Source organism: Kineococcus aurantiacus, assembly GCF_013409345.1.
In the GTDB taxonomy this organism is placed as follows: Bacteria; Actinomycetota; Actinomycetes; order Actinomycetales; family Kineococcaceae; genus Kineococcus; species Kineococcus aurantiacus.
In genome coordinates this window covers 487,000-512,152 of the sequence record NZ_JACCBB010000001.1, presented here as the reverse complement: position 1 = coordinate 512,152, position 25,153 = coordinate 487,000, and the positions used below count along the sequence as shown (strand labels likewise).

Below are 25,153 nucleotides of genomic sequence, written 5' to 3'. Positions count from 1 at the left end.
CACTAGGGTCGGAGCGTGTCCGCCCAGCCCCTCGCCCCGCCCACGGGTGCGCCCGAGGAGGCGCCCGCCGCGCTGCGCTCGGCGGTGCGGGACTACCTCGGTCACCTGCAGGTCGAGCGGGGGCTGAGCGCCAACACCCTGGGGGCCTACCGCCGCGACCTGGCCCGCTACGTCCGCTTCCTCGCCGCGCGGGGCGTCGCCGACCCGACCGGTGTGGACGAGGCCGTCGTCGCGGCGTTCGTCGCGGCGCTGCGCTCGGGGGAGGACGGCGGCACCCCGCTGACGGCCAGCTCCGCGGCGCGCACGGCGTCGGCGGTGCGCGGCTGGCACCGGTTCCTGCACGCCGAGGGGCGCAGCGCGGACGACCCGGCCCTGCTGGTGCGCCCGCCGGCGCCGCCGCGGCGCTCGCCCGCGGCGTTGACGGTGGAGGAGGTCACCCGCCTGCTGCAGGTGGCGGGGCTGGGCGGTGAGGGGGAGCCGGCGGCGGTGCCGCTGCGGGACCGGGCGCTGCTGGAGGTGCTCTACGGCTGCGGGGCCCGCATCAGCGAGGCCGTCGGGCTGGACGTGGACGACGTCCCGTCGCGGCTGGCGGGGCGCCCGGGCGTGTTCCGCCTGCGGGGTTCGGGGGCTAAGGAGCGCCTCGTGCCCCTGGGGTCCCTCGCGCAGGACGCCCTGGAGCAGTACCTCCTGCGATCCCGGCCGCTGCTGGCGGGGCGCGGCGCCGGCACCGGCGCCCTGTTCGTCAACACGCGCGGTGGCCGCCTGTCGCGGCAGAGCGCCTGGGCCGTCCTGCAGACCGCCGCCCGCCGGGCCGGCATCACCCGGGCGGTGTCCCCGCACACCCTGCGGCACTCCTTCGCCACGCACCTGCTGCGGGACGGGGCCGACGTCCGGGCCGTCCAGGAGCTGCTGGGGCACGCCTCGGTGACCACGACGCAGGTCTACACGACGCTCGTCACCGCCGACGCCCGGCGCGAGGTGCGCACCGGGTCGCCCTCGTGAGCCTGCGCGCGCCCCGTCCGGCCCTCAGGGCCCACGCTGCGCGCACGCGGAACCACGACCCGTCGGCACCACCACCCGTTCGCGGCGACTAAGGTCGCGGCAGGACCGCCCGACCCGACGACCGCCCGAGGAAGTGCCACCTCCCGTGACCAGCGAGCACCTGCCGTCCGCCACCGCCCGGCCCTCGGCCTTCGGCCCCGCCGTGGACGCCTCCCGCGCCGCCGGGCAGCCGGTGCCGGCCGCGCACGATCCGGCGCCCCGGCCCGTGGTCCCGGTGGTGCAGCAGTCCTCGCAGGACCCCTCGCAGAACGCCTCGCCGGAGGCCGTGGCCCAGCCCGTGACGCCGGCCGAGCCGCGCGCGGTCCAGGGCGAGATCGAGCTGGGGCCGCAGGACGGCCCCACGGGCCGCCCGCTGCCGACCTTCCCGGTCCCGGCCCGGCTGGACCACCACGGCCCGGCGCGCGTCATCTCCATGTGCAACCAGAAGGGCGGCGTCGGCAAGACGACGACGACCATCAACCTGGGGGCGGCGCTGGCCGAGTACGGCCGCCGCGTGCTGCTCGTCGACTTCGACCCCCAAGGCGCGTTGTCGGCCGGGCTGGGCGTCAACCCGCACGAGCTCGACAAGACGGTCTACCAGCTGCTCATGGAGCGCGGGACGGACGTGCGCGAGGTCATCCGCGAGACGGCCGTCGAGGGGCTGGACCTGCTGCCGGCCAACATCGACCTGTCCGCGGCCGAGGTCCAGCTCGTCGGCGAGGTCGCGCGCGAGAGCGTGCTGGCCCGCGCGCTGCGCCCGGCGCTGGCCGACTACGACGTGGTCCTCATCGACTGCCAGCCGTCCCTGGGGCTGCTGACGGTCAACGCGCTGACCGCCTCGCACGGCGTGCTCATCCCGCTGGAGTGCGAGTTCTTCGCCCTGCGCGGGGTCGCGCTGCTGGTGGAGACGATCGAGAAGGTGCAGGAGCGCCTCAACCCCGCCCTGGAGATCGACGGGATCCTGGCCACCATGTACGACGGCCGGACGCTGCACAGCCGCGAGGTCGTCACGCGCGTCGTGGACGCGTTCGGCGACGACGTGTTCCACACCGTCATCGGGCGCACCGTGAAGTTCCCGGACGCGACCGTCGCGGCCGAGCCCATCACCTCCTACGCGGGCAACCACCCGGGCGCGGAGGCGTACCGGCAGCTGGCCCGGGAACTCGTCGCCCGCGGCGACGCGGCCTGAGGGCCGGCCCCGAAACCTGCCGCAGGGTAAGGGTTTCGGGGTTCTAGAACCTGTTCCCGTGCCTCTCGGTCGCTGCGCGTGAACGGTGAGTCACGAGGTATCGGCCGGTCGGAGCCGATCACCCACAACACCCCCGCATCGGCCGTTCGAGCGAACCCGAAAGGGCTATGGTTCGGCGTCGTGACCGGATCCACGTCCGGTCGGGGGAGGGGGCTCACCCGTGGGGGACAACACCGGAACGGCAACCGTGGACGACGGGTTCACGACGTTCTCCGAGGAACACGCGCAGGGGCAGCTGATCCCGCGCATCGTCGACGTCGCGCTCGCCCGCGCCGCGCACGTCCTGGTGGCCGACGCCACCACGCGGCTCACCGGCGCCGACCTGCTGCGCCGCGCGGCGCTCGTGCGCGACGCCGTCACCGCCCACCACGCCGGGACCGGGACCGCGCCGCAGAGCGCCCCCGTGGCCGTCCTGCGCGGTCACGACGCGGGCGCGGTCGCGGCCGTGGTCGGCGTCGTCGCCGCCGGCCACCCCGTCGTCGTCCTGGACCCCACGACGCCCGCGCCCCGGCTGCGGCACTACGTCGAGGCGGCCGGGGCCACCCTCGTGGTCTCCGACGCCGAGCGCCGCGAGACGGCCGCGCAGGTCGCCGGGACCGTCGTCGACCCCGACCAGGACGCCACCCGCCGCCGCCCCGACCACGTCGAGGCCGCCGCCGCGCTGCTGGGCACGCCCGCCGCCCCCGACGACGTCGCCGTCATCGTCTACACCTCCGGGTCCACCGGCGCCCCCAAGGGCGTGGCGTGCGACCACCGCTCGATCCTGCACGACACCTGGGTCAGCTCCGAGGGCACCGGCGCCTACCCCGCCGGCAGCGTCGTCGCCCACCTGCTGCCCATGGCCTTCAGCGCCGGTGTCACCCCGACCCTGGGCTGCCTGCTCGCCGGGGCCCGGCAGGAGCTGTTCGACCCCCGCCGCCGGCCCGTCACCGAGCTGCCGCAGTTCCTCGCCCGGGTCGGCGCCGACGTCCTGCTCGCCTCGCCCGCGATCCTGCGCGGGGTCATCGCCTCCCTGGGTCCCGCCGGCCGCCTGCCGGGCCTGAAGACGGTCACGATGGCCGGGGAGACCGTCCACGGCGCCGAGCTCGCCGCCGTGCGCCGCGCCGTCGGCCCGCAGTGCGTGGTCCGCAACCGCTACGGCTCCACCGAGACGTGGCTCATGACCGAGTACCCCATCACCGGCGACGACGAGGCCCCCGAGGGCGCCACGCCCGTGGGCTGGGCCGTCCCCGGCGCGCGCCTGCAGGTCGAGCGCGAGGACGGCACCCTCGCCGACGAGGGCACCGGCCGCGTCGTGCTCACCTCCCGCTGGCTCGGCGGCCGGTACTGGAGGAACCCGGGGAAGACGGCGGAGGTGTTCTCCGACAACCCCGACGGCTCGCGCACCTTCCGCACGTCCGACGTCGGCACCCTGGGCCCCGACGGCTGCTTGCGGCTGCTGGGCCGCAGCGACCACAGCGTCAAGATCCGCGGGCTGCTCGTCGAGCCCGGGGAGGTCGACGCGCTGCTGTTCGCCCAGCCGGACGTGCGCGAGGCGCTCGTCGTCGGCCGGCCCAACCCGCGGACCGGGCGGACGGCGCTCGTCGCCTACGTCGTGCCCGACGGACCCCGCCCGCAGGCCTCGGCGATCCGCGCCGTGGTCCGCGAGAACCTGCCCTCGCACATGGTCCCGGAGCACGTGGTCTTCCTCGACGCGCTGCCCCGCACCGAGCGGGGCAAGCTCGACCGGTCCGCCCTGCCCGAGCCGGCGCGCAGCAGCGCCCCCTTCGAGATCCCCCGCTCCAGCTGGGAGGAGATCGTCTACGAGCAGTTCTGCGCCGTGCTCGAGCTCGAGGACCTCTCGATCCACGACGACTTCTTCGAGCTCGGCGGGGACTCGCTGGCGGCCGAGGCGCTCGTCAGCCGCATCGAGGCCCTCGGCGTGCCGGGCGTGGCGAACCTCGGCACCTCACGGCTGGCCGAGGCGCCCACGGTGGCCTCGTTCGCGGTGGCGGTGCGCTCGACGAACCGCAGCACCCGGCCCACGCTGGTGCCCCTGCGTCCCGAGGGCGGGGAACGTCCGCTGTTCCTCGTCGCCGGTGCCGGCAGCGCCGCCCTGGCCCTGCGCACCCTCGCCCAGCGCATCGCGCCGGGGATCCCGGTGCTCGGCCTGCAGGCCAACGGCCTGGAGAACAAGGCGCTGCCGGACTGGTCGGTGGAGCGCATCGCCCGCCGCAACGTGGCGACCGTCCGCGAGCAGCAGCCGACGGGCCCGTACCGGGTCGCCGGGCACTCCCTCGGCGGGCTCATCGCCCTGGAGATGGCCCACCAGCTGCGCCGCGCCGGGCAGGAGGTCGAGCTGCTCGCCGTGGTCGACTCCTTCCCGCCCGACCCCGCCCTCATGCCCCTCCCGCCGCAGGCGGGCGCCCTCGCCCGGCTCAAGGAGGGGCTGTCCCTGGCGCTGACGGGCATCAAGGCCCACGCGGGCCTGGGTCACTACGTGCGCTTCTTCCGCCAGGGGAACTTCCTGCAGCGCCGCTACACCACCGCCCCTTACCCGGGGCGGACCCTGGTGCTCGTGGCGGCCGACGACGTCGACGCCGGGGCCCGGCGGCAGTGGGGACCGCACCTCAGCGGTGAGCACCACGTCGTCGAGGTCCCCGGCGAGCACATGTCCATCCTGCGCGACCCCCGCGTCGACCGTCCGGCCGAGCTGCTCTCCCGGTGGCTGCGCCCGGACGTCGTCGACCTCACCGGGCCCGCCCTCGACGGGGAGCTCGCCGACCGCTGACGGTCCCGGGTGGGCCCGGCCGGGGTCCCGGCCGGACTCACCCGATCCGAGCACGCAGCGTCGCCGGGGGTTGCGCGAAGCGGGTGACGGGCCGCCCCCGGACGGCCCAACCGGTGCCCGTGCGTCACCGGGGCCCGGTCCCGCGGCTGGCACCGTCGTCGCCATGCCCACCGCCGTCCCGACGAAGAACCGCCCCGGGGGAGCCGACGCCGCGACCGCCGGCGCGTCCGGCACCCGCCTGCCCGGCCCGGTCCGCGAACGACGTCCCGCGCTCATCGCGTTCGGCCTCGTCCTCGTCGTCGGCGGTGCCCTCGGCAGCGCCCTCGTGGTGCACCGCAGCGGGGACCGCGTCGACGTCCTGGTCGCCCGGCACGACATCGCCCCCGGTGAGCTCCTCACCGCCGACGACCTCGGCACCGCCCGCGTCGCGGCCGACGGGGCGGCGACCGTCCCGGCCGGCGCCCTGGCGAACTTCGTCGGGACGTACGCCACGACCCGCATCCCCGCCGACACCCTCGTGAACCGCATGGGTGCGCAGTGACAGCCATTTGGGTCAACGCATGATCGGATCGCTTCAGCTGACCGCTACCTACATCGATGGGTTGCTCGTACTCAGGATTCCGTCGACCGGTGCAACGTACTCGACACTGCCGCTTGACGACCTGGACCCCGTGGAGGCGCTGCAGTTGCTCGAGGCAGGTCACGACGTCGGCCGGTGGCCATTCGCGTCGCTGACTGACCTCGACGGCGTCCTCAATCGCGAGGGATGGAACCGGGTCATGCCTTGGTCGGGTAAAGGGGATGGCGCCTCGACGACAGTTGAGGAGGCTTAACCAGCGAATGCTGTGGCCCTCGTTGGCCATCTGCGCATCTTCGCCACCCTCCAACGTTCGACAAACCACTGCACTAACCAGACTACGAACTTCCGACACAACGGGTGGAAGGGTGCCGACGTCCCGGCGGCGGCGCTACTCAGCCTCGATGATCGACGGGTGACTTCTTGGACCGAACGCGACCTGCCCGTGCTGCAGTGGCTTGCCCAACGCCTCGACCCAATCGATGCCTACGACGTCAGCGGCCCTGAACCGATCGCCGACGCGCTGGGCATCCCCTTGGACAGCGCGAAGGCGGCACTGCGCAACCTAGCTCGTGACGGTCTAATCCGCGGAATCCCCGTCGGCGAGCTGCCGTACCCGATCCGCATCTCTGAGGTCACGCCTGACGGGCTTCGCGCCGCCGGCGCATGGCCGAGCCCCGACTCCGTCGTCGATGCGCTCGTCCGCGAGCTGCACGCGCGCGCCGACACGGCGAGCGACCCCGAGGAGAAGACCCGCTGGCAGCGCATGGCCGAGCAGGTTGGCGGCACTGCGCGCGAAATCTTCGTCGGCGTTGTGACGGCCCAGATTGGTGGCGCCTGAACCGCGTACCTTGAGCTATGCACGGGGCGCCGACCGAGAGTCAACGACGCAGGCCGTGGCTGCTTGGCGCTCTGGCGTGCGCGGTGCTCCGTTGCTGACTGTTATGACCCACCGCCGGGCAGGTCGTTCGGGAACTTCTAGCTAACCCGCCGAGGGTTCGGGGTCGAACAAAAGGTCGACCCGCTCATCGCGACTTGCGGGACGGACCCAATGAGTGAGCAAGCGACGCCCGACCGTCCGTGCTTAGACACGTCGATCAGCCCGGAAGCGCGTGTTCTGGCGGGCGGTCATCCTCGGTTTCATCGTCCTGCTCGCCTGGGCAGTAGCGACGGCGGCAGTCGTGTCAATGGGCCGGTGCAGCACACCCAAAAGGGGTGAGTAAAGGAACGCTTGAAAGCCCGTCATGGCGGGCTTTCCAACGTCTCAATCAGGTTGTCCGAAAGTCGATGGACCTCGAGCTGAAGCGTTGACGCGGAGAGTAGCCACGGTCGCCGATCTGAATGAGCTACACGGGCGTCACCACCAACGACGGGACCGAGAGCACTCTAGTCAGCATCGACGTCCAGTGAGGCACGGCGGCCGCAGAGCCCGGAAGTTTCTGCGGCCGCCGGCGCCGAAATTATCCAGTGGCCTTGAAGGTGTATTTACGGTGCCACGAAAAGTAGTCAGCTGAGGCGGGTGTGTGCGCAGCGCATTGCCGCCCCGCGAGCGCCGACAAGTAGTCGCTGATTGCGGTTGAGTCTTCCACGAATTTGCTGACGAGCACCCCGCCAGTGGCGTCAACGCCGAGGTAGCCTTCCTCATAGAGGCTGTCGCAGCCGAACTTGCATGCGAGCATCGCCACGTGTGGGACGTCGAGACGCTCCTGTGGGGAACATTCCGATCGCTTCTTGATATGAGCAGCGATCAAAAGTTTCCTGGGAAAGGTGCGACCACAGAGAGCGCAGTCTCCCTCTAGTCCTGGTAGAAGTGACTGCCTCAGAAACCCCTGTTCCAATCGTTGCACCGTCGTCACCAGCTTTTCGGTTTCCCCTCCTAGGCCAGCGATCTTCGCAGCTACCTCGGAGGCAGTTCCGACGGCGGGGTAGGTATCGCTGTCCAGTGAGAGGTATTCGAAGAGGGCGGCACTCTTCTCCTCGCCCAGAACCCGGAAGCCTTGAACGATAGCGTTCGCCCCGTACCCCACCACAGTGTTGTACTCGGCGTAGGTCAGATCGAGCTCTCTTAATTCGTCGAGGGCGAACATCAGCTCCCACGTTTCTCCTTCCTCGTCCCGCTGCCATAGAGACTCGGCTAGGGCTGCATTCCGGAACTTGTGCGTCACAGTTCCACCACGGAAGATGCGCTTGTTGGAAGCAAAGACGACGAAGTCGCCAGGCGACATATTGGCGTACTGCTTGACGTTTACTTCGCCCTTGCCTGGTTTCGCCCCCCACATCGCAGCTGACCCGGTCGGGTGAAGCTGACTGAGGATCTGAAGATCGGTAGAGGTCAAAAGCGAGGCATGCGCCGCGAAGGATACGGGAGACTCGACCGTGTCCTTATAGTGCTTGTGGGATTCAGGGCTGCCCGCTGGCTGCTGAACGATCCGTCTCACTGATTCTCCAATTTGTTGTACTTCGTCGCTCGGCCTCGGCTCGATTCAACTGGGTAGCGCGTCGCGTTTACTCTCATCTTCGTGCGCAGCGCCTCCTCTAGGTCGACATTGAGCACATCGGCGAGGCGGAGCAGGTAGCCAAAGACATCGGCCATTTCCTGCTCCAGGTCCTTCCGACGCTCAGCGTCGACCGAAAACTCAGTCAGGCTCTCCTCCGGCGTGAGCCACTGAAACAGGTCGGCCAACTCGCCGACCTCGCCAGCGAGTGCCATGACCAAGTTCTTGGGAGTGTGAAACTGTTCCCAGTCTCTCGCCTGCGCAAAGCTCTCCAGGTCACGCTGGAGTTCATCGTGAGTCACGGAGAACATGGTGCCATCGACTTACTTGTCGCTACCGCAAGCTCGAGCGTGTCGCGACATGGCTCGTTGCGGTGAGGAGGTATCCTCCCTACTCACTCGATGAGCTGAGGGGTATGTGTGCGCGTCTCGGAGCTGTTTGGACTGACTGGTTCACAAGGATCGTTCGACTTCATCGACGTTGATGTTGAGCACGATACCCCACTGTTCATTGATCCCTCGGCTTTGGCAACTCTTCAATCCCCGTGGGCCAATTCATGCATATCGTCGATTCAATCGTTCTTCCAGGCTGTTCTGGATAAGATTCGCGCAAAAGACTCATTCGGCGCGATGGCTCTCCTGCGTGAGCTCGGAGAAGTGAATGCGACCCATCTCGGGTACTCGAGCGTTTCCCAGGGCAGTGGGGTTGGCGACGGCCTGGCGGAAAAGTTCTACGATGAACTCGCCAACAGTGACGCAGTGGCATCGGGTTTCGTCACGGACTTGGAAGATACGGCCCTACTTGTGGAAGGGGTCCGCGAGGACCGAATCTCAGATGTCACAACGAACATCATCAGGGAACAGCTGGTCGAATATACTCAGGCCACGGCTGAGTTCTACGAAATTCCAACGCAGGACGGGCTCGCAATCGGCCCCTTCTGGAACGCTCGGGTCAACGCATGGGAACAGGCCACAGCTACCCTGCCACTTACGAAACAGGGTCCTCTTCTCCTGGTACCGAAGAGCATCGTTCGAAGAAATCTTTATTACAATCCTGGCGAGTATTATCGGCACTACGTGCTCGAGTATTTCAAGCAGCAGGAATTGGACTCGATGTCACCTCTTGTCTACCTGCTCAAAAAAGGCCCACATAAGGGGGAGCCAAGAGTCAAGAAGGGGGATGTTGAGAATAAGTATCGCCAACAGTTTGGGGCGGGAAGGCACAATCCAGGCGTCGAGAAACGCATCAACCTACATGCGACACAGCAAAATCCGGATCTACTGCTTCAATTCAAGTCGGATAAGGCAGAGACGCCCCCGCGCCCGACCGGTCACGAAGCGATTGCAGACGCGACAGGCGTTGATGCGCCCTGGTTGCACCTTAATGATCTTCTCAAGGCGGTGACCGATCTAGCCCCCGGGCAGGCTGACGCAACTGCATATGAGCGGGCCGTGGAGGCACTGCTCGCGGCGCTGTTCTATCCGGATCTGGTGAACCCAGTGCGCCAGCGCCGCCTCCATGACGGCCGGAAAATCATCGACATCTCTTACACGAACGTCGCCGCCAAAGACACCTTCTTCTACTGGCTCGCAACGCACTATCCGGCCGCCAACGTCGTCGTGGAGTGCAAGAACTACAGTAAGCCTCTCGGCAACAAGGAGTACGACCAGCTCGCCGGCAGGTTCTCGCCCTCTAGGGGACGCTACGGCCTCCTGGTCTACCGAAAGGTCGAGGGTAAAGACGCATTCTTGGAGAGCTGCCGGGACACCGCTAAGGACGACCGAGGATTCATTACTCCTTTGGACGATGACGATCTGGCGCAGCTGGTGCAGGAAGCCCAAGAGGGCGGATGTGCACAGATTGGTGGCCTCCTGCACCAGCGCTTCGAGTTTCTCACCTCCTAGAGCGAAGGGTGCGTGCGGCGGCCGTAGCCGCACCGTTGGTGCCGAGGTGGTCGCCCAATGGGCGACGTATGCCGCTCGCTAGGCGTACCGGATACTCTTAAGCACCTCGCGGATGGCGGCGTCGAGGATCCCGACCGCCCCACCAATCGGGGACGTCGGCAGGAGCCGCTCTTCAACCCCACCAGCGTCGAGCAGCGCCGTCGACACCCTCCGACCGGGGCGAAGGGTCCGACCCTCAAGCAGGTGCCCCACGCGGCCGCGCTCCGCGGTCGCGCGGCCGTCGGTGGCGGCCGGGTCGTACGGTCCCCATAGCCCGGCGTCGGTGCGCGCCAGCACCGTGCCCGACGGCACTACGCCGCCGGGGAAGCGCAGCGCGCCGAACAGCGCCGGGTCGAGGGTCACGCCGATGGTGTTGCGGAACCCGCTGTGATCCCGAATCCACCGCCGATCATCCGCGCTGTAGTCGATTCGCTCGAGGCTCATGTCGGTCATCGCTTCTCCTGGTGCTCGTCGTGGTGCTCGTGGTCGTGGGGTCATGCAGATGCGGCAGTGCCGGCGGCTCTCCTCGCGATCCACCGCCAGCACCCACCACCGACCCGTTCGCGGCGCCGGGGGCGCTCCCCGGCGCCACCAGCCCGGGGACGACCTCGCGACAGCGACTCGGGTCGGTGGCGGCTGCGCCGCGCACGGGGGTTCAAGGGGGCGGGCTCACCGCCTCACGGGCTGGCCGGCCTCACCACGCCGCCATCGCCGGGCGCCCGGCGGCCGCGATCGCCTCCCGCGCCCGCTCCTGCGCGCTGGGGTTGGCCACCACCCGCGGGGCCCGCGCCTGCTCGTGCAGCTCCGCCCATGTCGGCAGCCACCCGACCCCGGCCTCGACGAGCTGGTTCAGCGCGTCCCCGCCCACTCGGCCGCGACCGTCGCGACGGTGCACCAGCCCCCGCTCGTCGAGGTCGCCCAGCGACCCGGCGTCGGCGTTCAGCTGCAGCAGCGTCCGGTGCAGCCGGCGCACCGCCGCGACCTCCCGCGCCAGCTGTACCGCTTCCTCACGGGCAGCGCGGGCACGGTCAGCAGCGGGCCCGATACCGACGAACTCGGCCGGGTCGCGCGGGTCTGCGTCCTCGAGCTGTTCGACGATCCGCTGCCAGCGGACCCGCAGCGGCTCCCACGCACCGGCGCGCAACTGCTCGACCAGCTCCTCGTCGGCGTACCCGACGGCCATGCCCAGCTGCCCGGCTGTGCTCAGCACCTGCTCCGACAGCACCTGCAGCACCCGGGCCTGCGCCGCGTCGTCGTTGGCGGCCTGGCGCATGGCCTGGATCTGCGCCGCGGTCAGCGCCTGCCCCCCGGCATGAGCCTGTGCGGCCTGCGCGGTCAGGTCCGGCAGCCGCTCCTCGATCTGCGCCGCCTTCGCGGTGCCCAGCGACTGCACCGCAGCGCGGTAGGCGGCCAGGACGACCGCGACCTCGACGGGCGCCTCGAGCATCCCGGCCTCGATCGCGGTCACAATCTCGCGCACCTCCCGGCGCGGCTGGTGGGTGTGCGGCACCCGCGCTGCGCTCAGCAGCTCCCGCAGCGACATCGTGGCCGGGCCCGTCGTGCTCGTCGACGGGGTCGTGGTGGTGGTCGTGAGGCTCACCGTCCACCGCCCATCTGCGCCAGCGCGGCCACGACGTTGTCGGGCAGCGGCTGCCCGTCCGGGCCCAGCGCGGGTTGTACCCGTGCCGGCGTCCCGCCCATCTGCATCAGCGCCTGCTGCACCGCCGCGTCCAGCTCTGCGGCCGCCTGCGCGGCCTGTTCCTCGTCGCTCACCTGCGGTTCCTCCTCTGCTCGTCGCTGCGCTTCCCGCAGCCCTTCCATGACCCGCTCGACGACCTGCCGCAGCGCGGCCGCCTCCCGCGCCGCCCGATTCCGCGCGACCTGCGCCGCACTGCGCGCCGCCTCCCGGCGCAACGCCTCGACCTCCGCCGGCGTACAGCCGTAACTGATCACCGCGCCTCCTCCACCCGGTCGTCTCCGCCCACGATCGACAGCAGGACCTCCCCCATGTCGTCCGCCCCCGACCCCGCCGGCGGCCACTGCTGCACCAGCACCAGCCGCATCTGCGCCCGCGACTTCGGGGACAGCCCCAGCCGGTCCTCGATCGCCACCATCAGCGCCTGCGCCTTCGTCCCCGGCAGGTCCTCACGCGTCATCAGCTCGCACAGCCGCACGATCGGCCCGGCGTCCGACCGCTCGTCCCACAGAACCGCGACGGGGCTGCGCCACAGCCGGCGCCACGCGGCCTTCCCCGCGGTCGACAGCTCTGCAGGCGGTGCCGGCGCCGGCCCCGGACGACCACCTGCCGGGATAGGCACCTCCCCTACCCGCAGCGGCCGATCGACCCCACCCGGCCCGGCGCTGGACGGCTCCTGCCACCGCTGACTGCGGGCCCGGCTCACCGCGCACCGCCCTCGGCCGCCCGCCGCAGCGGACCCCCGAACGACCACACCCCGCCCAGACGGCGCCTGGACGTCCCCACAGGCCCCTGCCGGACTTCTCGGCCTGGGGGGTGGGGGGTGGCTGCAGCCCCGAGAGGACCAACCCTCACGGTCGCTGTCCCCAGATGCCCAATCTTGATCCCCCACCCGTGGGTCTTGCTTACGCTCAGGGTCATGGAATGGGCTGTGGTGCCCTCTGGGGTGTCAGCGTTAGTGGCGGTAGCGGCGTTGATCTTCGCGATGCGCTCGTCCATGGCCGCACGTCGTTCTGCAGATGCGGCGCAGCGGTCGGTGCAGGCGGCGGAACGCCAGCTAGAGCTAGCAGAGCAGGCTGCCCAGAGGATGGCAGTCCGACCGCCATGGCGAATGCAGCATCGATCAGGGGACACGTACGACCTCATCAATGAGGGCGCGTATCCGCTGTTCGATGTAACCGTGACAAGCGGCTCGATGAAGGAGCCGGTGAAGCATCTGCAACTGGATGCCGGTGGCGCGATGATTTTTTCCGCACGACGCGGTCTGTCGTGTCGAGAGCCGATCAGTGTGACGTGGCGGGAGAGCCACGAAGCCGAGATGCGTTCGTGGCAGCGGCCGCTACCGCCACCGCCTCGTCCTTTGGACCCTCGTCCCCCAGACGGGTTGAAGTTTTGACTTGAGGAAGCTGCGCTAGTCGACTGGGTGATCACGGTTATCACTGGTCCTTTCTGCTGGTAGCCACTTCGTGCGTCCATGCGTCCCCGATGCGTCCCCGATGCGTCCCAGACGCGGTCGTATGTGTCCCGCTTCATGCGTCCCGGACCCGGGTGTTAACCCGGGACGCAGGACGCATGACGTCCAGGGCCCTCGGGGGCTGCTGCGCGAGGTCGGATGCGTCCCGCGGCTGGTAGAGGTCGGACAGGGGGTCATCGGTCTGTCGGTACGGGCGCAGGCAGTGGTGGCGCTGGGCTCGGCCGTGCATGACCCGGGCGACGTATTGCTCTGCGACCAGCAGGTCGAGGGCAGCGCTGACAGCTGTCCGCTTGCCGCGCACCGCCGCGGTGACAGTGCTGCCGACCACTGGGTCGCGGGAGTCCTCGAGCAGCCGAGAGACCTTCTCCATGAGGGCGGTCGGACGCCACGGCCTGCTGCCGCCGAGGTCGTCGTCTGCCGGCGCCGCGGCTACAGGCGGGTCGACGGTGACGACGATCCGGTCGTCGGGTCCGGTGCTGTCCACTGTGACGCGGGCGGCTTCAGCAGTGCGGTCGCGGCGCGGCTTGCCGGCGAAGCCACGTACGGCGCCGGGGCGGTCTTTCGCCACGCGCAGCGACAGCACGCCGCGCAGTCCGCGGCCCAGCGGCTGGACGACGTCGACGACGTAGGCGGCGCCGTCGAGGGCGGCCAGCTTCGCCTGCCCGCCGATCGCGTAGCGGCCGCGGCTGTCGCTGTCCTTGACGACGTGGTCGATCACGACGACGGCGGCGCCGGTGCGGTGCGCGATCGCCCGCGGCACCCGGCGCACCCACAGCGTCACCGCGTCGTTGTCCTTCGACGCGATGCCGGCCAGCGACAGCGCTTCGGTGACCCCGTCGAGCACGGCCAGGTCGAAGCGCTGGGCCAGCAGCTCCGTCCACGCCTGCTGCTCGTGCGGCAGGGACGGCGGACCCTCCGGGCGCACGTAGTGGAAGCGCTCGAGGATGGCCTCGACGGATGCGCCCAGTGCCAGCAGCCGCAGCGCGACCGTCCCCCGATCGGACTCGAAGTCGACGAACAGCACCCGCCCGCCGTCGGTCAGGACGCGGGCGGCTTCGGCCTGCGCCACGAGGGACTTCCCGCTCTCCGGCTCCCCGTGGAAGCTGTGCACCCGCCCCGGGTACAGCAGCCCATGTCCGTCGGTGCGGACGAACAGCGCCGGCTCCTCCGGGACGTGGGTGCCCTCGAGGACGTCGCGCAGGTCGATCGGCGCCCATGTCGGCGGGATCAGCTCGACGGGGGTGTGCTGGCCGGGTTCGTCCCACGGGGCGGGCACGTCGCCGTCGTACGCCTCGATCACTGCTCCGCCCTCCACTGCCGCAGCGCCGGGCGCAGGACGTCCTCGGTGGCCGGGCAGCCGGGTTCGTGCTCGACGCGCACGTGCGTAACGTCGCGGCCGCTGCGGGCGGCTGCGCGGCGGGCGGCGCGGTTGGGTATGACGAGCGCGGCGCCGCAGGGGCAGCGGCCGGTGCTGGCCGTGATGCGCCGGCGGGCGACGCCTTCGCGCACAAGGTCGGGGGCGTCGTCGGGGACGTCGGGCAGCACCAGCAGCCCGGCCCGGCCGTCGAGGGCGGCTGGCTGCGCGGTGTGGCGCAGGGAGCGGCCGGTCACGACGGCACCGCCCCGGCGGGCTCGTCGTGGGGTTGGGGCTGCTCCTGGCGAGGGCACAGCACGTAGATCGCCGACAGTCCGACGTTGCCAGGCAGGTCGTGCACCTCGAGGCGGGCAGCGGTCAGCAGCCCGTCGATGGTCAGCCGTGTGGTCACCGGGCACCCCCGCCCCACCCGCCGGCGGCCTCGACGAGCTCGTCGCGTCGGCGCCAGTCGTCGCGGACGGCGGCCGCGCGGGCAAGGTTGCCGCGACGTTCCCACAACGTCGCGTAGTCCGGGCTCTTTGCCGTCCGACGCACTGACGAGCGGGCCGCGTCGTCGACGATTGCGAAGGTTTCGGCGCGCTCGACGGCCGCGCCGTCGGCATGTCCGGCGCAGTAGGCGGCGTGCCAGATCTCCCACTCTCGGCCGGTGAATCGGGCGGGGTCTACTTCGAGTTGCGGCTCGACCGGCGCAGGCATGGTAACGACGGGTTCGTCATCCGCGCACAGCGGGTGAGCCGTCTGCAGGGGATCGATCTGCGTCATTGGGAGACCACATACGCTGCAGTGCAGATGCCCATCGAGGCGCGGTTCCCAAGCAGGTGCGGACGCGCCGACACTCCGTCGCGCAGGACTGGCGCCGTCACGCTGCAGCCTGCCCCGCGAAGACGTTGCGTAGCAACGCAGCCTGTTCCGGTGTGAGCGGTGGTGCATCGGCGACTAGCCGATCGAGGTACGTTTGCAAATCGTCATTGTCGCTGCGCTTACGCGGCATCGGTGCTCGCCTCCCGACGCACGAGTTCGTCGAGCGAGACGCGGAGGATGATCGCGAGCGATGCTGCCGTCGCGAGGGTGGGTTCTCTGCTGCCGTTCTCCCACGCCTTGACGCTCTCAGCCGTGCAGCCGAGTTCAATCGCGAGCAGTTCGCGAGACTTCGCGCTGTCGGTCCGGAGCTTGCGGAGGTTGGGGCCATTGAACGTATGCACGCGGGATCGCGTGAAGGTCATGACGTCTCCCGGGACGGATGCCGTTAAGGGGAGACACCGGCGCTCGATCAGCCCCTCTCGGGCTGTCGCTGCTCGCCGGCCTCGCGCACGGTCCCGTCGGGTCATCGCACCATTGCCGAGGAAGCTCGGAACCGGGCCTCGCGCGCCGCGTTCCTGCTCGGACCCCGCTGGCCTCGCGCCTTAGGGTGGCGATGACTTCGACGTGCAGTCGATGTCGCTATCAGAATAGCGCAGCGTCGTGTCGTTGACTACAGGGCGCGACAGTGTGTCGCTCTGTGTACGCGGACTACCCCTGGTCGTGGCCGAAGCGTAGGTCGATGGACTCGCGGTGGAAGGTGCGGCCGGTGCGCGGAGGGCGGTGCACGGTGATCGTCAGCAGCGCGTTGATCACCGCGCGACGCTGCGCCAGGTCGAGCCGGTCCCACGCTGCGTGTACATCGACGGCGTCGACGAGATCGGCTAGACCCGGCGTTGGCAGCGCTGCGCGGGCGGCGGCGCGAGCGGCCGCCATCTTAGGGCGCAGCCGCTCGACGATGCGCAGGTGAGACCGTGCGTCGAGCAGTCCGTCGGCGTACTGATCAGCTGCTAGGTCGAGGCGCGCCTGCAGTTCGTCGGCCTCTAGCTGCGCTCGCGCCGCGGCGGCATCGCCATTCCTCGACGCGACGAGCAACTTGCGCGCGTCGGGTTGCCGTAGGCGCGTAAGAGCGGCACCGACGACGAGCTCGTCGAGACGGTCGGCGTCCCGCTGCGTACAGCCACGCCCAGAGCAGCGATAGATCCGCGCCGACGATCGAGCGGTCCTGCCGCAGCGCATCGTCTCGCTGCAAATTCCGCAGCGGGCCAGACCTGCGAGCAGGTGAACGGCTCGGGTTGACGCTGCGGTGCGCCTCGCTGGGTCGTTCAGCAGCGCGAGCACGCGATCGAGTTTCTCGCCGGGCAAGATCGCGGGCCAAGCCGCCTCACCGACCACGATGCCATTGTGCTCGCGACGAGCTGCGTTCGACTGCCGCTTGACCAGCCGGCGCACAAGCTGCGGCTTCCATGGCACCCCTGATGGCGTCGCGACGTCGTCAGTGGTCAGCCCGCGCGCTATCGAGTTCATGCTGCGTCCGGCGAGTAGCTCGTCAGCAATTCGAACGATCACTGCGGCCTGCTCTTCATGCAGCACCTCGTGCGTAACCCCCGTGACGGCATCGACCTCGCGCCGCCAGCCGTACGGCAACCACGACGACCGGCGCCCCTGTTGAGCTCGCTGCGCGGCAGCCGCTGCGACCCGCTCACCCTTGAGCTCGGACTCGTGTCGAGCGACCGACCCAAGCACTCGAGCCGTCATCCGACCCGACGCGGTCGACAGGTCCCATCGGCCCGCTTGCACCGTGACGACGTTTACGCGGTGCCGCTCAAGCAGGTCGATGAACGTCTCGAGCTCGGCCGGGGATCGGTGCAGCCGGTCAGGTGCCCACGCGACAACGATGTCAATGCTGTCGGCGGCGATCAGCCGCAACAGTTCTTGATAGGCGGGTCGTTCACGTCCCAAGTACGCGCTGACGTCGTTGTCGACGAGTACGTGATCGACGGCCCAGTCGTTGCGGCCGGCAAGGTCGACGCATGCGTCGCGCTGCCGTGTCACGCCGAGCGCGAGGCCCTGTGTGTCCTGCGAGATCCGGCAGTAGACCGCGGCCCGTTCAACCATGCTTCGAATGCTGTCACAACTAACGCGTGCTGAACCGGACGATGTTCCTCGCCGGGGACACGGTCCCGGCCGACGCGGCGGTCGTCGGCGTCGTCCTGGGCCCCGAGCAGCGCCCCACGGAGGGCCTGGCCGCCGGGGACGCCGTGCGCGCCTACCTCGTCGCGGCCGACGGCTCGACGACCGTCACCGGTCAGCCCGCCGGCACCGTCCTGCTCGACGCCGCGCGGGTCGTCGCCTCCGGCACGACCGGCGCCGGGTCGGTCGCCGGTCAGGTCGGCACCGACTCCGGCACCGTCTCGCTGCTGGTCCCCACGGCCGACGCCGCCGGCGTCGTCGCGGCCGCCGCGGCCGGTCAGGTCGCCCTGGTGCGGCTGGCCGACGCCACCACCCCGTCCGTCGACCTCGTGCGGGAGTGACCTCGTGGCGATCGTGACCTTCCTGTCCGCCAAGGGGTCCCCCGGGGCGACGACGACCGCGCTGCTGGCCGCGGCGCTGTGGCCGCGCCCGGCCGTCCTCGTCGAGGCCGACCCGGCCGGCGGTGACCTCGCCGCGCGCGTCCCGGCCGCCGACGGTTCCGTCCTCGACGCCGACCGCGGGCTGCTGCCGCTGCTGACCTCCGCGCGCCGGGGCCTGACCCCGGCGCAAGTGCTGGAGCAGACCCAGCTCGTGGCCGGGGGCTCCCGCGTCGTCGTCGGCCTCGGCGGCTCCGAGCAGGCCCTGGCCGCCGGGCAGGGCTGGTCGGCCCTGGCCGGGGCGCTGCGCGAGCTGACGCGCCACCAGGACGTGCTCCTGGACGCCGGCCGCGTCGGCGCCGACCCCGTCCACCTGGACCTGCTGCGCGCCTCCGACGTCGTCGTGCTCGTGGTCCGCGCCGAGGCCGGCGCCGTCCTGCACGCCCGGGAACGGCTGCGGGTCCTGTCCGGGGCGCTGCGCCGCCCCGACGGTCTGCTGCCGCGGCTGGGGGTCCTCGTGGTGGGCGACCTGCGCCGCCGCGCGCGCGAGGCCGACGACGCCGCCGCGCTGCTCACCGGTGCCGGGGACCGGGCCGACGACTTCGGCCGGCTGCCGCTGGACCCCGCCGGCGCCGCCGTCTTCGACGGGGCCCGCACCGCGCGTCCCGAGCGCACGGCCCTGGTCCGCGCCGGCCGCGCCGTCGTCGGCTCCCTCGCCGACGCCGCGACCGGTTCCACCCGCCGGAGCGCCGCGTGAGCGCCACCCTGGCCGAGCGGCACGGCCTCGAGGGCGGGGTCGACCACGACCTCGTCCGCCGGTTGCGCGGCGCCGTCGCCGACCGCCTGTCCGCCCAGCGCCGCCGCGACGACGCCGAGGGCCGGCGCCCCATGTCCGCCGGCGACGAGCGGCAGTTCGCCCGGTCCCTCGTCGTGCAGGTCCTGGAGGACCACGCCCGCGCCGAGCTGGAGGCCGGTCTCGCGCCGCTGTCCGCCGCGGGGGAGGAGGCCGTCGCCGCGGCCATCGTCGCCGCGCTGTTCGGCGTCGGTCGCCTGCAGCCGCTGCTGGAGGACCCCGACGTCGAGAACGTCGACATCAACGGCTGCGACCGCGTGTTCGTCTCCTACGCCGACGGCCGCGAGGAGCTGCACGGCGCCGTCGCCGAGTCCGACGAGGACCTCGTCGAGCTCGTCCAGGTCCTCGCCTCGAACGTGGGCCTGACCAGCCGCCCCTTCGACGCCGCCAACCCGCAGCTGGACTTGCGGCTGCCCGACGGCTCGCGCCTGTCGGCCGTCATGGGCGTGTGCCAGCGGCCCGCCCTGAGCATCCGCCGCGCCCGGCTGTCCAGCGCCACGCTCGCCGACCTGGTGCGCTCGGGGACCCTGACGGAGGACCTGGCCGGGTTCCTGCGGGCGGCCGTGCGGGCCCGCAAGAACATCATGATCGCCGGGTCGACGAACTCGGGGAAGACGACGATGCTGCGCGCGCTCGCCGCCGAGATCCCCGCCCACGAGCGGCTCATCACCGTCGAGCGCGCCCTGGAGCTGGGCCTGGACGCCCAGCCGGGGCACCCCAACGCCGTCGCCTTCGAGGAACGGCTGCCGAACTCCGAAGGGGTCGGCGGGGTGACGATGGCCGAGCTCGTGCGCCGCTCGCTGCGCATGAACCCCAGCCGCGTCATCGTCGGTGAGGTCCTGGGCGACGAGATCGTCACGATGCTCAACGCCATGAGCCAGGGCAACGACGGGTCGCTGTCGACGATCCACGCGAACTCCTCCGCGGAGGTGTTCAACCGCATCGCCACGTACGCGCTGCAGGCCGAGGAGCACCTGCCGGTCGAGGCCAGCCACATGCTCATCGCCGGGGCCGTGGACTTCGTCGTGTTCCTCGACAAGCAGAACACCTACCACTCCGGCGGCGGTCTGCGCCGCGTGGTCGCCAGCGTCCGCGAGGTGACCGGCGTCGACGGCCGCGTCCTGAGCTCGGAGGTCTTCCTCGCCGGTCCCGACGGGGTCGCGCGGGCCCACGCGCCGCTGCAGTGCGCCGACGACCTCGAGGCCGCCGGGTACGTCGCGCCCGTCCTGGACCGGTGGGGTTCGTGACGCTCGCCCCGGAGTTCTCCGCCGCCCTCGCCGCGGCCGTGGCCGGGTCGGGGGTCCTGCTGACGGCCCTGGGCCTGGCGGGCCGGGTCGCGGGGCCGAGCTCGCGCCCGGGCCGGCGGCGCACCGCGCTGCTGGGCCGGCAGGCGCTGTTCGGCCTGGCCGCCGGGGTCCTCACCCTCGTCCTGACCCGCTGGGTCGTGGCGGGGGTCGGCATCGGCCTGCTCGTCGCGTGCTGGCAGCGGCTGCTGGGCGGCAACGCCGAGGAGAACCGCGGCATCGCCCGGCTGGAGGCGCTGGCGAACTGGACGGAGTCGTTGCGCGACACCATCGCCGGGGCCATCGGCCTGGAGCAGGCGATCCCGGCGACCGCCGGGACGTCCGCGCCGGCGCTGCGCCCCTCGCTGAACCTGCTCGTGGACCGGCTGCGCATCCGCGAACCCCTGCCCGACGCGCTGCTGCGGTTCGCCGACGACGTCGACGACCCCAGCGCCGACGTGGTGGTGGCCGCGCTCGTGCTCAACGCCCGGCTGCGCGGCCCCGGTCTGCGCGACGTCCTCACGGCGCTGGCGACCTCGACGCGCGAGGAGCTGGACGTGCGCCGGCGCATCGAGGCCAGCCGCCGCAGCATCCGCCGCAGCGTGCAGATCGTCCTGCTCATCGTCCTGGGCGTCATGGGCCTGCTGGCCGTCTTCAACCGCGACTACGTCGCGCCCTACTCCTCCTTCGCCGGGCAGGTCGCGCTGGTCCTCGTCGCGGCGCTCATGGTCGCCGGCCTCACGTGGCTGCGGCGCCTGGCCCGGGTCGAGACCCACGAGCGGTTCCTGGCGGGGGTGAGCCCGCGGTGAGCGACCTGCACCTGGCCCTGGGGACCGGCGCCCTGACCGCCGGCGGGATCGTCGTGCTGTCCGCCGCGCTCGTGCGGCCCCGGCCGTCGGTGGCCACGCAGGTGGCCCGGCTGGACCAGCTGCGCCGCTCCCACCAGCGCAGCGCCCTGTCGGCGGCCGAGGCCGCGGCCTCGGCGGCCCCCGATCGCGGCCTGTTCGGGCTGTCGGCGACGTTCGGGCGCGCGATGGCGCGGCTGGCCGACCGGCTGGAGGTCCTGGCCAGCGACCGCGGCTGGCGGTTGCGCCGCACGCGCGCCGACCTGGCCGTCCTGGGCCGGCCCACGGGGGAGTTCCTCGCGACGAAGGTCGTGGCGGCGCTGGTGCTGGTGCTGCTGGCCCCGGTCTGCTGGCTCGTCCTGCGCACCTTCGGCGTCCCGCTGCCCGGCGGGGTGCCGCTGTCGCTGGCGCTCGTGCTGGGCGGAGCGGGGTTCTGCGTCCCCGACCTGGCGCTGCGCAGCGACGCCACCCGGCGGCGGCGGGACTTCCGGCGCGTCGTCGGGGTGTTCTCCGACCTCGTCGCCATGAACCTCGCCGGGGGCCGCGGGCTGCCGGAGGCGCTGCTCAGCTCGGCCTCCGTCAGCGACTACTGGGCGCTGGTCCGCATCCGCCAGGCCCTGTCCGGGGCCCGGCTGTCGGGCAGCACCCCGTGGCAGGCGCTCGGCGCGCTCGGCACCGAGCTGGCGGTCGCCGAGCTCACCGACCTCGCCGGTGCGCTGGCCCTGGCCGCCGACGACGGCGCGAAGATCCGCGCCTCCCTGGCGGCCCGCTCGGCGACGCTGCGGCGCCGGGACATGGCCGACGTCGAGGGCGAGGCGGGGGAGAAGTCCCAGTCGATGCTCGTCGCCCAACTCGTGCTGTGCACCGCCTTCATGGTGTTCCTCGCGTTCCCCGCCGTCCACAACCTCATGGCCACCTCGTGAACGAAACCCCTCAAGGAGAAACCGATGTCCTCCACCTCCCTGGCCCGCTGCGCGCGGGTGCTCTCGGCCCGCGCCCGGCGCGCCGCCCGCGACGGTCGCGACGCCGGCGCCTCGGCGCTGGAGTGGGCGATCATCGCGGCCGTCGTGGTCGTGGCGGCCTCGCTCATCGGCGGTGCGATCTACAAGATCGTCCAGGACAAGAGCCAGGACCTGCAGACCTGCGCGTCGGTGGCCGTGGGCAGCTCCTGCGCGAGCTGAACGACCGGGGGTCGGCCGCGCTGGAGATGGCGTTCATCGCGCCGGTGTTCCTGCTGCTGGTGTTCTTCGGCATCCAGGTCGGGCTCTGGGCCTACGGCCGGTCCGTGGCCCTGGCCGCGGCCCGCGAGGGCGTCGCGCAGCTGCGGGTCGTGCCCGACGCGCAGTTCGCGGCCGAGGCCGACCCCGTGGTCCGCGACCACGTCGAGCGGTTCGCGACCACGATCGGGCGCGAGTCGCTGCTGGGCCCGCGCGCGGCCACGTCCTGGAGCGCGGACGGGAACTCCGTCACCGTGACGGTGACGGGCCACGTCATCAGCCTCGTCCCCGGCCTGGACCTGAGCACGACGCAGCACGCCTCGGGCACGGTCGAACGTTTCGGCGGTGTCCGGTGAGGCGCGAGGAGGAGGGCTCGATCGCCCTGGAGTTCACCCTCGTCGCCCCCGCCCTGCTGCTGCTGATCCTGCTGCTGCTGGCCTGCGCGCGCGTCACGTCGGTCTCGGCCACCCTGGACACCGGGGTCCGGGACGCGGCCCGCGCGGCCACGACGTCGCGCAACCCCGCTGCGGCGCAGAGCAGGGCGTTCACCGTCGTGCAGGCCGCGGTCGGCCCGGGGGACTGCGCGGACAGCCTGGCCGTGCTGCCGATCCCGGAGTTCGCCGCGGGCCGGCCCGTGACGGTCACCGCGCGCTGCACGTACTCCGTCGCCGACCTCGGGCTGCCGGGCCTGCCGGGCTCGTTCACCGTCAGCAGCTCGTTCTCCTCACCGCTGGACCCGAACCGGGAGTTGTCGTGAACCGCAGGGACGAGGGCTCGATCGCGCCCGCCGTGCCCGTGCTCGCCCTCGTGCTGCTGCTGCTCGCCGGGCTCGTCGTCGACGCGTCGCGGCAGCTGGGCGAGCGGGCCCGGGCGGTGGCCTACGCCGAGGAGGCCGCCCGCGCCGGGGCGGCCGCCGTCGACCTGGACGCCCCCGACCTCGAGCTGCTGCCCGACGGCCAGGTCGCGGCCCGGGTCAACGCGTACTGCACGGCGGCCGCGGCCGCCGGCGCACCCATCGTCGACCCCGGGAACTGCTTCCGGGGCACGACGGAGGTCGGCGACCCCCAGGGCCGCCGCATCGTGGTGCGGACGCGCGTGGAGGTGGTCCAGCCGGCCACCCTCCTGGGCATCGTCGGCGTGCACGAACTGCGGGCCGCCGGTGAGGGCCGGGCCCGGCCGTTCGAGGGGACCCGCGAGGAGGACGCGTCGTGAGGAAGCACTGGGTGCTGATGCTGCCGCTGGTCGCGCTGACCGCGTGCTCGCAGCATTCCGACGTGGCGCCCCCGGTGCCCGCCCCCTCCAGCGCCGCCTCCGTGACGCCCACGGCGGAGGCGGCCACCGCGGCCGCCTTCGACGGAGACGCGGCCGTCACCGCGTTCCGGGCCTACCTGCGCGAGCAGGCGCTGGCCGTGAACGCCGGCGTCGCCGACCCCGCACACCTGCCGGGTTTCACCGCGACCCTGACCCCCGCCGCGCAGGGGTGGGCCGTCCCGCTGCTGGCATACAACCTCGGGGACGAGATGCCCGGTCCCTACCCCTCGGGTGTCCTGACCTCCGACCGCACCGCCGAGGACCGGGTGCAGCTGCGCGTCTGCCTGCAGGACAGGGGGTGGCAGGTGGACCGGGCCACCGGGGAACCCGTCAACGCGGCGCACTACGGCACCGCGACCGCCGTCGTGGTGCGCGCGGGGGACCGGTGGCTGGTCGACGACGTCGTCGGTGACGGCGGTTCCTGCTCGGCTTCCGACGTGACCGTGGAGAGGTTCTGATGCGCCGCTGGGGCCCGGTCCTGGGGGCCGTGGCCGTCGTGGTGCTGGCCGCGACGGGGACCGCGGCGGGCGCCCCGTCCGCCCGCGCGGCCGAGGCCGGTGGGGCGCGGCTGCTGTCGTCGTCGACGGACGTGCACGGGTCCGTCGGTGCGTGCTCCCTGTGGTCCAGCGCGGCCGGTTCCTACGGGATGCGCTGCGCGGGGGGCGGGAAGTACCGCAGCTTCAGGGAACTGCTGGGCGGTGCGCCGGTGCCGACGTGCTGGTTGCTGCCGCCGGGCAGCGAGGGGGACCCCACCCCGAAGGACGCCAGGCCGTTCGGGTCCACCACGGGGCGGTCGCTGCTGGCGGCCACCGCCGGACCGACCGCTGAGCCGACCGGCACCCCGACGCTCGTCCCGGCGCCGGAACCCACGGGAACCCCCACGGGGACTCCGACGGGAACTCCCACCGGGGCCGTGACGCAGACCCCCACCGAAACCCCCACCGCGACGCCCACCGGAACCCCCGTCCCGACGCCCACGCAGACGACTCCGGTGGAGCAGCCCGAGGAGTTCCTCCAGGTGTGCCTGTCGTCGCCGGTGAACCCCACGACCCTGGCCCCGTCCTGGGACCTGACGTTCGTCCCGACCCCCGGCGTGGAGGTGCTGCGCAGCAGCCCCGACCGGCCGCCGTTCTGGTGGGAGCTCACGCCGGGGCAGCGCGCGTGGCTGACCCGCGCCCAGTACTCGGGGAACATCGACGAGGGGACCCTCACGACCTCGCCGTCGCGCACGCCCCGCATCGGGCAGACCGTGGCGTTCTCGGTGCAGGGCGAGGAGGGCCGGCCCATCGGTGAGGGTGACGCCGTCATGGAGGGCAGGCTCACGTCCCTGGAGGTCAGGACGGGCGAACCCGGCCGCCCCGTGGTCACCTGCCCCGGCGGCGGGCGCGAACTGGCGGCCGGGGCGACCGAGCGCACCGGGCCGGACCTGTGCTCGTTCGTGTTCCGGCAGACCTCGGCCGGGCAGGACGGGCGTGTGCCGGACACCTACGCGGTCACCGGGACCGAGGTGTGGGTCATCCGGGCCAGCGCCGACCGGGGCCGCACGTGGGACGAGGTCCGCGAGGTCCGCCGGGAGGTCCGGTTGAACCTGCGCGTCACCGAGGTCCAGACCCTCGTCGTGCCCCTCACCCCCTGACCCGCCGAACCCCGTCCCGA

30 protein-coding genes are annotated in these 25,153 nt (G+C 71.9%); 18 read left to right on the top strand and 12 right to left on the bottom strand.

Annotated features, from left to right (window positions below; all coding sequences use genetic code 11):
- Positions 1 to 15 precede the first annotated feature (15 nt).
- From BJ968_RS02500 to BJ968_RS02480, 5 genes are all read left to right on the top strand, one after another.
- Positions 16 to 1,002 (top strand): tyrosine recombinase, encoded by a 987-nt coding sequence (locus BJ968_RS02500; protein ID WP_179748929.1) that lies wholly within the window; start codon positions 16 to 18, stop codon positions 1,000 to 1,002.
- Between the two features lie 373 nt (positions 1,003 to 1,375).
- Positions 1,376 to 2,230: a ParA family protein gene (locus BJ968_RS02495; protein ID WP_343078223.1), complete on the top strand. Its 855-nt coding sequence runs from the start codon at positions 1,376 to 1,378 to the stop codon at positions 2,228 to 2,230.
- 220 nt (positions 2,231 to 2,450) lie between these two features.
- Positions 2,451 to 5,060, top strand: a complete 2,610-nt coding sequence (locus BJ968_RS02490; RefSeq protein WP_179748927.1) for an AMP-binding protein — start codon at positions 2,451 to 2,453, stop codon at positions 5,058 to 5,060.
- Positions 5,061 to 5,223: 163 nt separating this feature from the next.
- Positions 5,224 to 5,601, top strand: coding sequence for an SAF domain-containing protein (locus BJ968_RS02485; RefSeq protein WP_179748925.1), 378 nt, complete (start codon positions 5,224 to 5,226; stop codon positions 5,599 to 5,601).
- Between the two features lie 451 nt (positions 5,602 to 6,052).
- Positions 6,053 to 6,478, top strand: a complete 426-nt coding sequence (locus tag BJ968_RS02480) for a hypothetical protein (protein ID WP_179748923.1) — start codon at positions 6,053 to 6,055, stop codon at positions 6,476 to 6,478.
- Between the two features lie 619 nt (positions 6,479 to 7,097).
- Here BJ968_RS02480 and BJ968_RS02475 read toward each other — a convergent pair.
- Both BJ968_RS02475 and BJ968_RS02470 read right to left on the bottom strand, forming a co-directional pair.
- Positions 7,098 to 8,075, bottom strand: coding sequence for a hypothetical protein (locus BJ968_RS02475; RefSeq protein ID WP_179748921.1), 978 nt, complete (start codon positions 8,073 to 8,075; stop codon positions 7,098 to 7,100).
- A complete protein-coding gene (locus BJ968_RS02470) occupies positions 8,072 to 8,434 on the bottom strand; it encodes a MazG-like family protein (RefSeq protein ID WP_179748919.1) in 363 nt (120 codons plus the stop codon). Before BJ968_RS02470 ends, BJ968_RS02475 begins: the two co-directional genes overlap by 4 nt.
- A 117-nt stretch (positions 8,435 to 8,551) precedes the next feature.
- Between BJ968_RS02470 and BJ968_RS02465 the strand changes: the two genes are divergently transcribed.
- A complete protein-coding gene (locus BJ968_RS02465; protein ID WP_179748917.1) occupies positions 8,552 to 10,036 on the top strand; it encodes a hypothetical protein in 1,485 nt (494 codons plus the stop codon).
- Positions 10,037 to 10,114: 78 nt separating this feature from the next.
- Here BJ968_RS02465 and BJ968_RS02460 read toward each other — a convergent pair whose 3' ends face one another.
- The 4 genes from BJ968_RS02460 to BJ968_RS02445 all read right to left on the bottom strand — a co-directional run bounded on the left by BJ968_RS02460 (position 10,115) and on the right by BJ968_RS02445 (position 12,231).
- Positions 10,115 to 10,528: a hypothetical protein gene (locus BJ968_RS02460; protein WP_179748915.1), complete on the bottom strand. Its 414-nt coding sequence runs from the start codon at positions 10,526 to 10,528 to the stop codon at positions 10,115 to 10,117.
- Positions 10,529 to 10,769: 241 nt separating this feature from the next.
- Positions 10,770 to 11,675, bottom strand: a complete 906-nt coding sequence (locus BJ968_RS02455) for a hypothetical protein (RefSeq protein ID WP_179748913.1) — start codon at positions 11,673 to 11,675, stop codon at positions 10,770 to 10,772.
- The gene (locus tag BJ968_RS02450) at positions 11,672 to 12,028 is read right to left on the bottom strand and encodes a hypothetical protein (protein ID WP_179748911.1); all 357 of its coding nucleotides are present in this window, start codon (positions 12,026 to 12,028) and stop codon (positions 11,672 to 11,674) included. Before BJ968_RS02450 ends, BJ968_RS02455 begins: the two co-directional genes overlap by 4 nt.
- Positions 12,025 to 12,231 carry a hypothetical protein gene (locus BJ968_RS02445; RefSeq protein ID WP_179748909.1) on the bottom strand — a complete coding sequence of 69 codons (207 nt, stop codon included), beginning with the start codon at positions 12,229 to 12,231 and terminating at the stop codon, positions 12,025 to 12,027. Before BJ968_RS02445 ends, BJ968_RS02450 begins: the two co-directional genes overlap by 4 nt.
- 459 nt (positions 12,232 to 12,690) lie before the next feature.
- On the opposite strand from BJ968_RS02445, the gene BJ968_RS02440 reads away from it, so the two are divergent.
- A complete protein-coding gene (locus tag BJ968_RS02440) occupies positions 12,691 to 13,167 on the top strand; it encodes a hypothetical protein (protein ID WP_179748907.1) in 477 nt (158 codons plus the stop codon).
- Positions 13,168 to 13,300: 133 nt separating this feature from the next.
- Here the strand turns inward: BJ968_RS02440 and BJ968_RS02435 are convergent, their stop codons facing one another.
- The 6 genes from BJ968_RS02435 to BJ968_RS02410 form a co-directional block, all read right to left on the bottom strand.
- Positions 13,301 to 14,545, bottom strand: coding sequence for an AAA family ATPase (locus BJ968_RS02435; protein ID WP_179748905.1), 1,245 nt, complete (start codon positions 14,543 to 14,545; stop codon positions 13,301 to 13,303).
- On the bottom strand, positions 14,542 to 14,856 hold the full coding sequence (locus tag BJ968_RS02430) for a hypothetical protein (RefSeq protein ID WP_179748903.1): 315 nt from the start codon (positions 14,854 to 14,856) through the stop codon (positions 14,542 to 14,544). Before BJ968_RS02430 ends, BJ968_RS02435 begins: the two co-directional genes overlap by 4 nt.
- Entirely contained in the window at positions 14,853 to 15,011 is a 159-nt protein-coding gene (locus BJ968_RS02425; RefSeq protein ID WP_179748901.1) for a hypothetical protein, read from the bottom strand. Before BJ968_RS02425 ends, BJ968_RS02430 begins: the two co-directional genes overlap by 4 nt.
- Positions 15,008 to 15,382, bottom strand: coding sequence for a hypothetical protein (locus tag BJ968_RS02420; protein WP_179748899.1), 375 nt, complete (start codon positions 15,380 to 15,382; stop codon positions 15,008 to 15,010). The genes BJ968_RS02425 and BJ968_RS02420 overlap by 4 nt, the downstream gene beginning before the upstream one ends.
- A gap of 218 nt (positions 15,383 to 15,600) precedes the next feature.
- Positions 15,601 to 15,843, bottom strand: a complete 243-nt coding sequence (locus tag BJ968_RS02415) for a helix-turn-helix domain-containing protein (protein ID WP_179748897.1) — start codon at positions 15,841 to 15,843, stop codon at positions 15,601 to 15,603.
- A gap of 286 nt (positions 15,844 to 16,129) precedes the next feature.
- A complete protein-coding gene (locus BJ968_RS02410) occupies positions 16,130 to 17,536 on the bottom strand; it encodes a recombinase family protein (RefSeq protein ID WP_179748895.1) in 1,407 nt (468 codons plus the stop codon).
- Positions 17,537 to 17,562: 26 nt separating this feature from the next.
- Here BJ968_RS02410 and BJ968_RS02405 point away from each other — a divergent pair, with 26 nt between their 5' ends.
- The 11 genes from BJ968_RS02405 to BJ968_RS02355 are packed head-to-tail and all read left to right on the top strand — an operon-like array spanning position 17,563 to position 25,133.
- Complete coding sequence (locus BJ968_RS02405; RefSeq protein ID WP_179748893.1) at positions 17,563 to 17,952, top strand: hypothetical protein; 390 nt, start codon at positions 17,563 to 17,565, stop codon at positions 17,950 to 17,952.
- Between the two features lie 4 nt (positions 17,953 to 17,956).
- Positions 17,957 to 18,745 carry a hypothetical protein gene (locus tag BJ968_RS02400; protein ID WP_179748892.1) on the top strand — a complete coding sequence of 263 codons (789 nt, stop codon included), beginning with the start codon at positions 17,957 to 17,959 and terminating at the stop codon, positions 18,743 to 18,745.
- The gene (locus BJ968_RS02395) at positions 18,742 to 20,088 is read left to right on the top strand and encodes a TadA family conjugal transfer-associated ATPase (protein WP_343077769.1); all 1,347 of its coding nucleotides are present in this window, start codon (positions 18,742 to 18,744) and stop codon (positions 20,086 to 20,088) included. Before BJ968_RS02400 ends, BJ968_RS02395 begins: the two co-directional genes overlap by 4 nt.
- A complete protein-coding gene (locus BJ968_RS02390) occupies positions 20,085 to 20,933 on the top strand; it encodes a type II secretion system F family protein (RefSeq protein ID WP_343077768.1) in 849 nt (282 codons plus the stop codon). Before BJ968_RS02395 ends, BJ968_RS02390 begins: the two co-directional genes overlap by 4 nt.
- Positions 20,930 to 21,892, top strand: a complete 963-nt coding sequence (locus BJ968_RS02385) for a type II secretion system protein (RefSeq protein WP_343077767.1) — start codon at positions 20,930 to 20,932, stop codon at positions 21,890 to 21,892. Before BJ968_RS02390 ends, BJ968_RS02385 begins: the two co-directional genes overlap by 4 nt.
- 24 nt (positions 21,893 to 21,916) lie before the next feature.
- A complete protein-coding gene (locus tag BJ968_RS02380) occupies positions 21,917 to 22,150 on the top strand; it encodes a hypothetical protein (RefSeq protein WP_179748888.1) in 234 nt (77 codons plus the stop codon).
- On the top strand, positions 22,111 to 22,542 hold the full coding sequence (locus BJ968_RS02375; RefSeq protein WP_343078222.1) for a TadE/TadG family type IV pilus assembly protein: 432 nt from the start codon (positions 22,111 to 22,113) through the stop codon (positions 22,540 to 22,542). Before BJ968_RS02380 ends, BJ968_RS02375 begins: the two co-directional genes overlap by 40 nt.
- Positions 22,539 to 22,943 carry a TadE/TadG family type IV pilus assembly protein gene (locus BJ968_RS02370; protein WP_179748884.1) on the top strand — a complete coding sequence of 135 codons (405 nt, stop codon included), beginning with the start codon at positions 22,539 to 22,541 and terminating at the stop codon, positions 22,941 to 22,943. The genes BJ968_RS02375 and BJ968_RS02370 overlap by 4 nt, the downstream gene beginning before the upstream one ends.
- A complete protein-coding gene (locus tag BJ968_RS02365; protein WP_218884708.1) occupies positions 22,940 to 23,398 on the top strand; it encodes a pilus assembly protein TadG-related protein in 459 nt (152 codons plus the stop codon). Before BJ968_RS02370 ends, BJ968_RS02365 begins: the two co-directional genes overlap by 4 nt.
- The gene (locus BJ968_RS02360; RefSeq protein WP_179748882.1) at positions 23,395 to 23,955 is read left to right on the top strand and encodes a hypothetical protein; all 561 of its coding nucleotides are present in this window, start codon (positions 23,395 to 23,397) and stop codon (positions 23,953 to 23,955) included. The genes BJ968_RS02365 and BJ968_RS02360 overlap by 4 nt, the downstream gene beginning before the upstream one ends.
- On the top strand, positions 23,955 to 25,133 hold the full coding sequence (locus tag BJ968_RS02355; RefSeq protein ID WP_179748880.1) for a hypothetical protein: 1,179 nt from the start codon (positions 23,955 to 23,957) through the stop codon (positions 25,131 to 25,133). The genes BJ968_RS02360 and BJ968_RS02355 overlap by 1 nt, the downstream gene beginning before the upstream one ends.
- Positions 25,134 to 25,153: the final 20 nt, after the last annotated feature.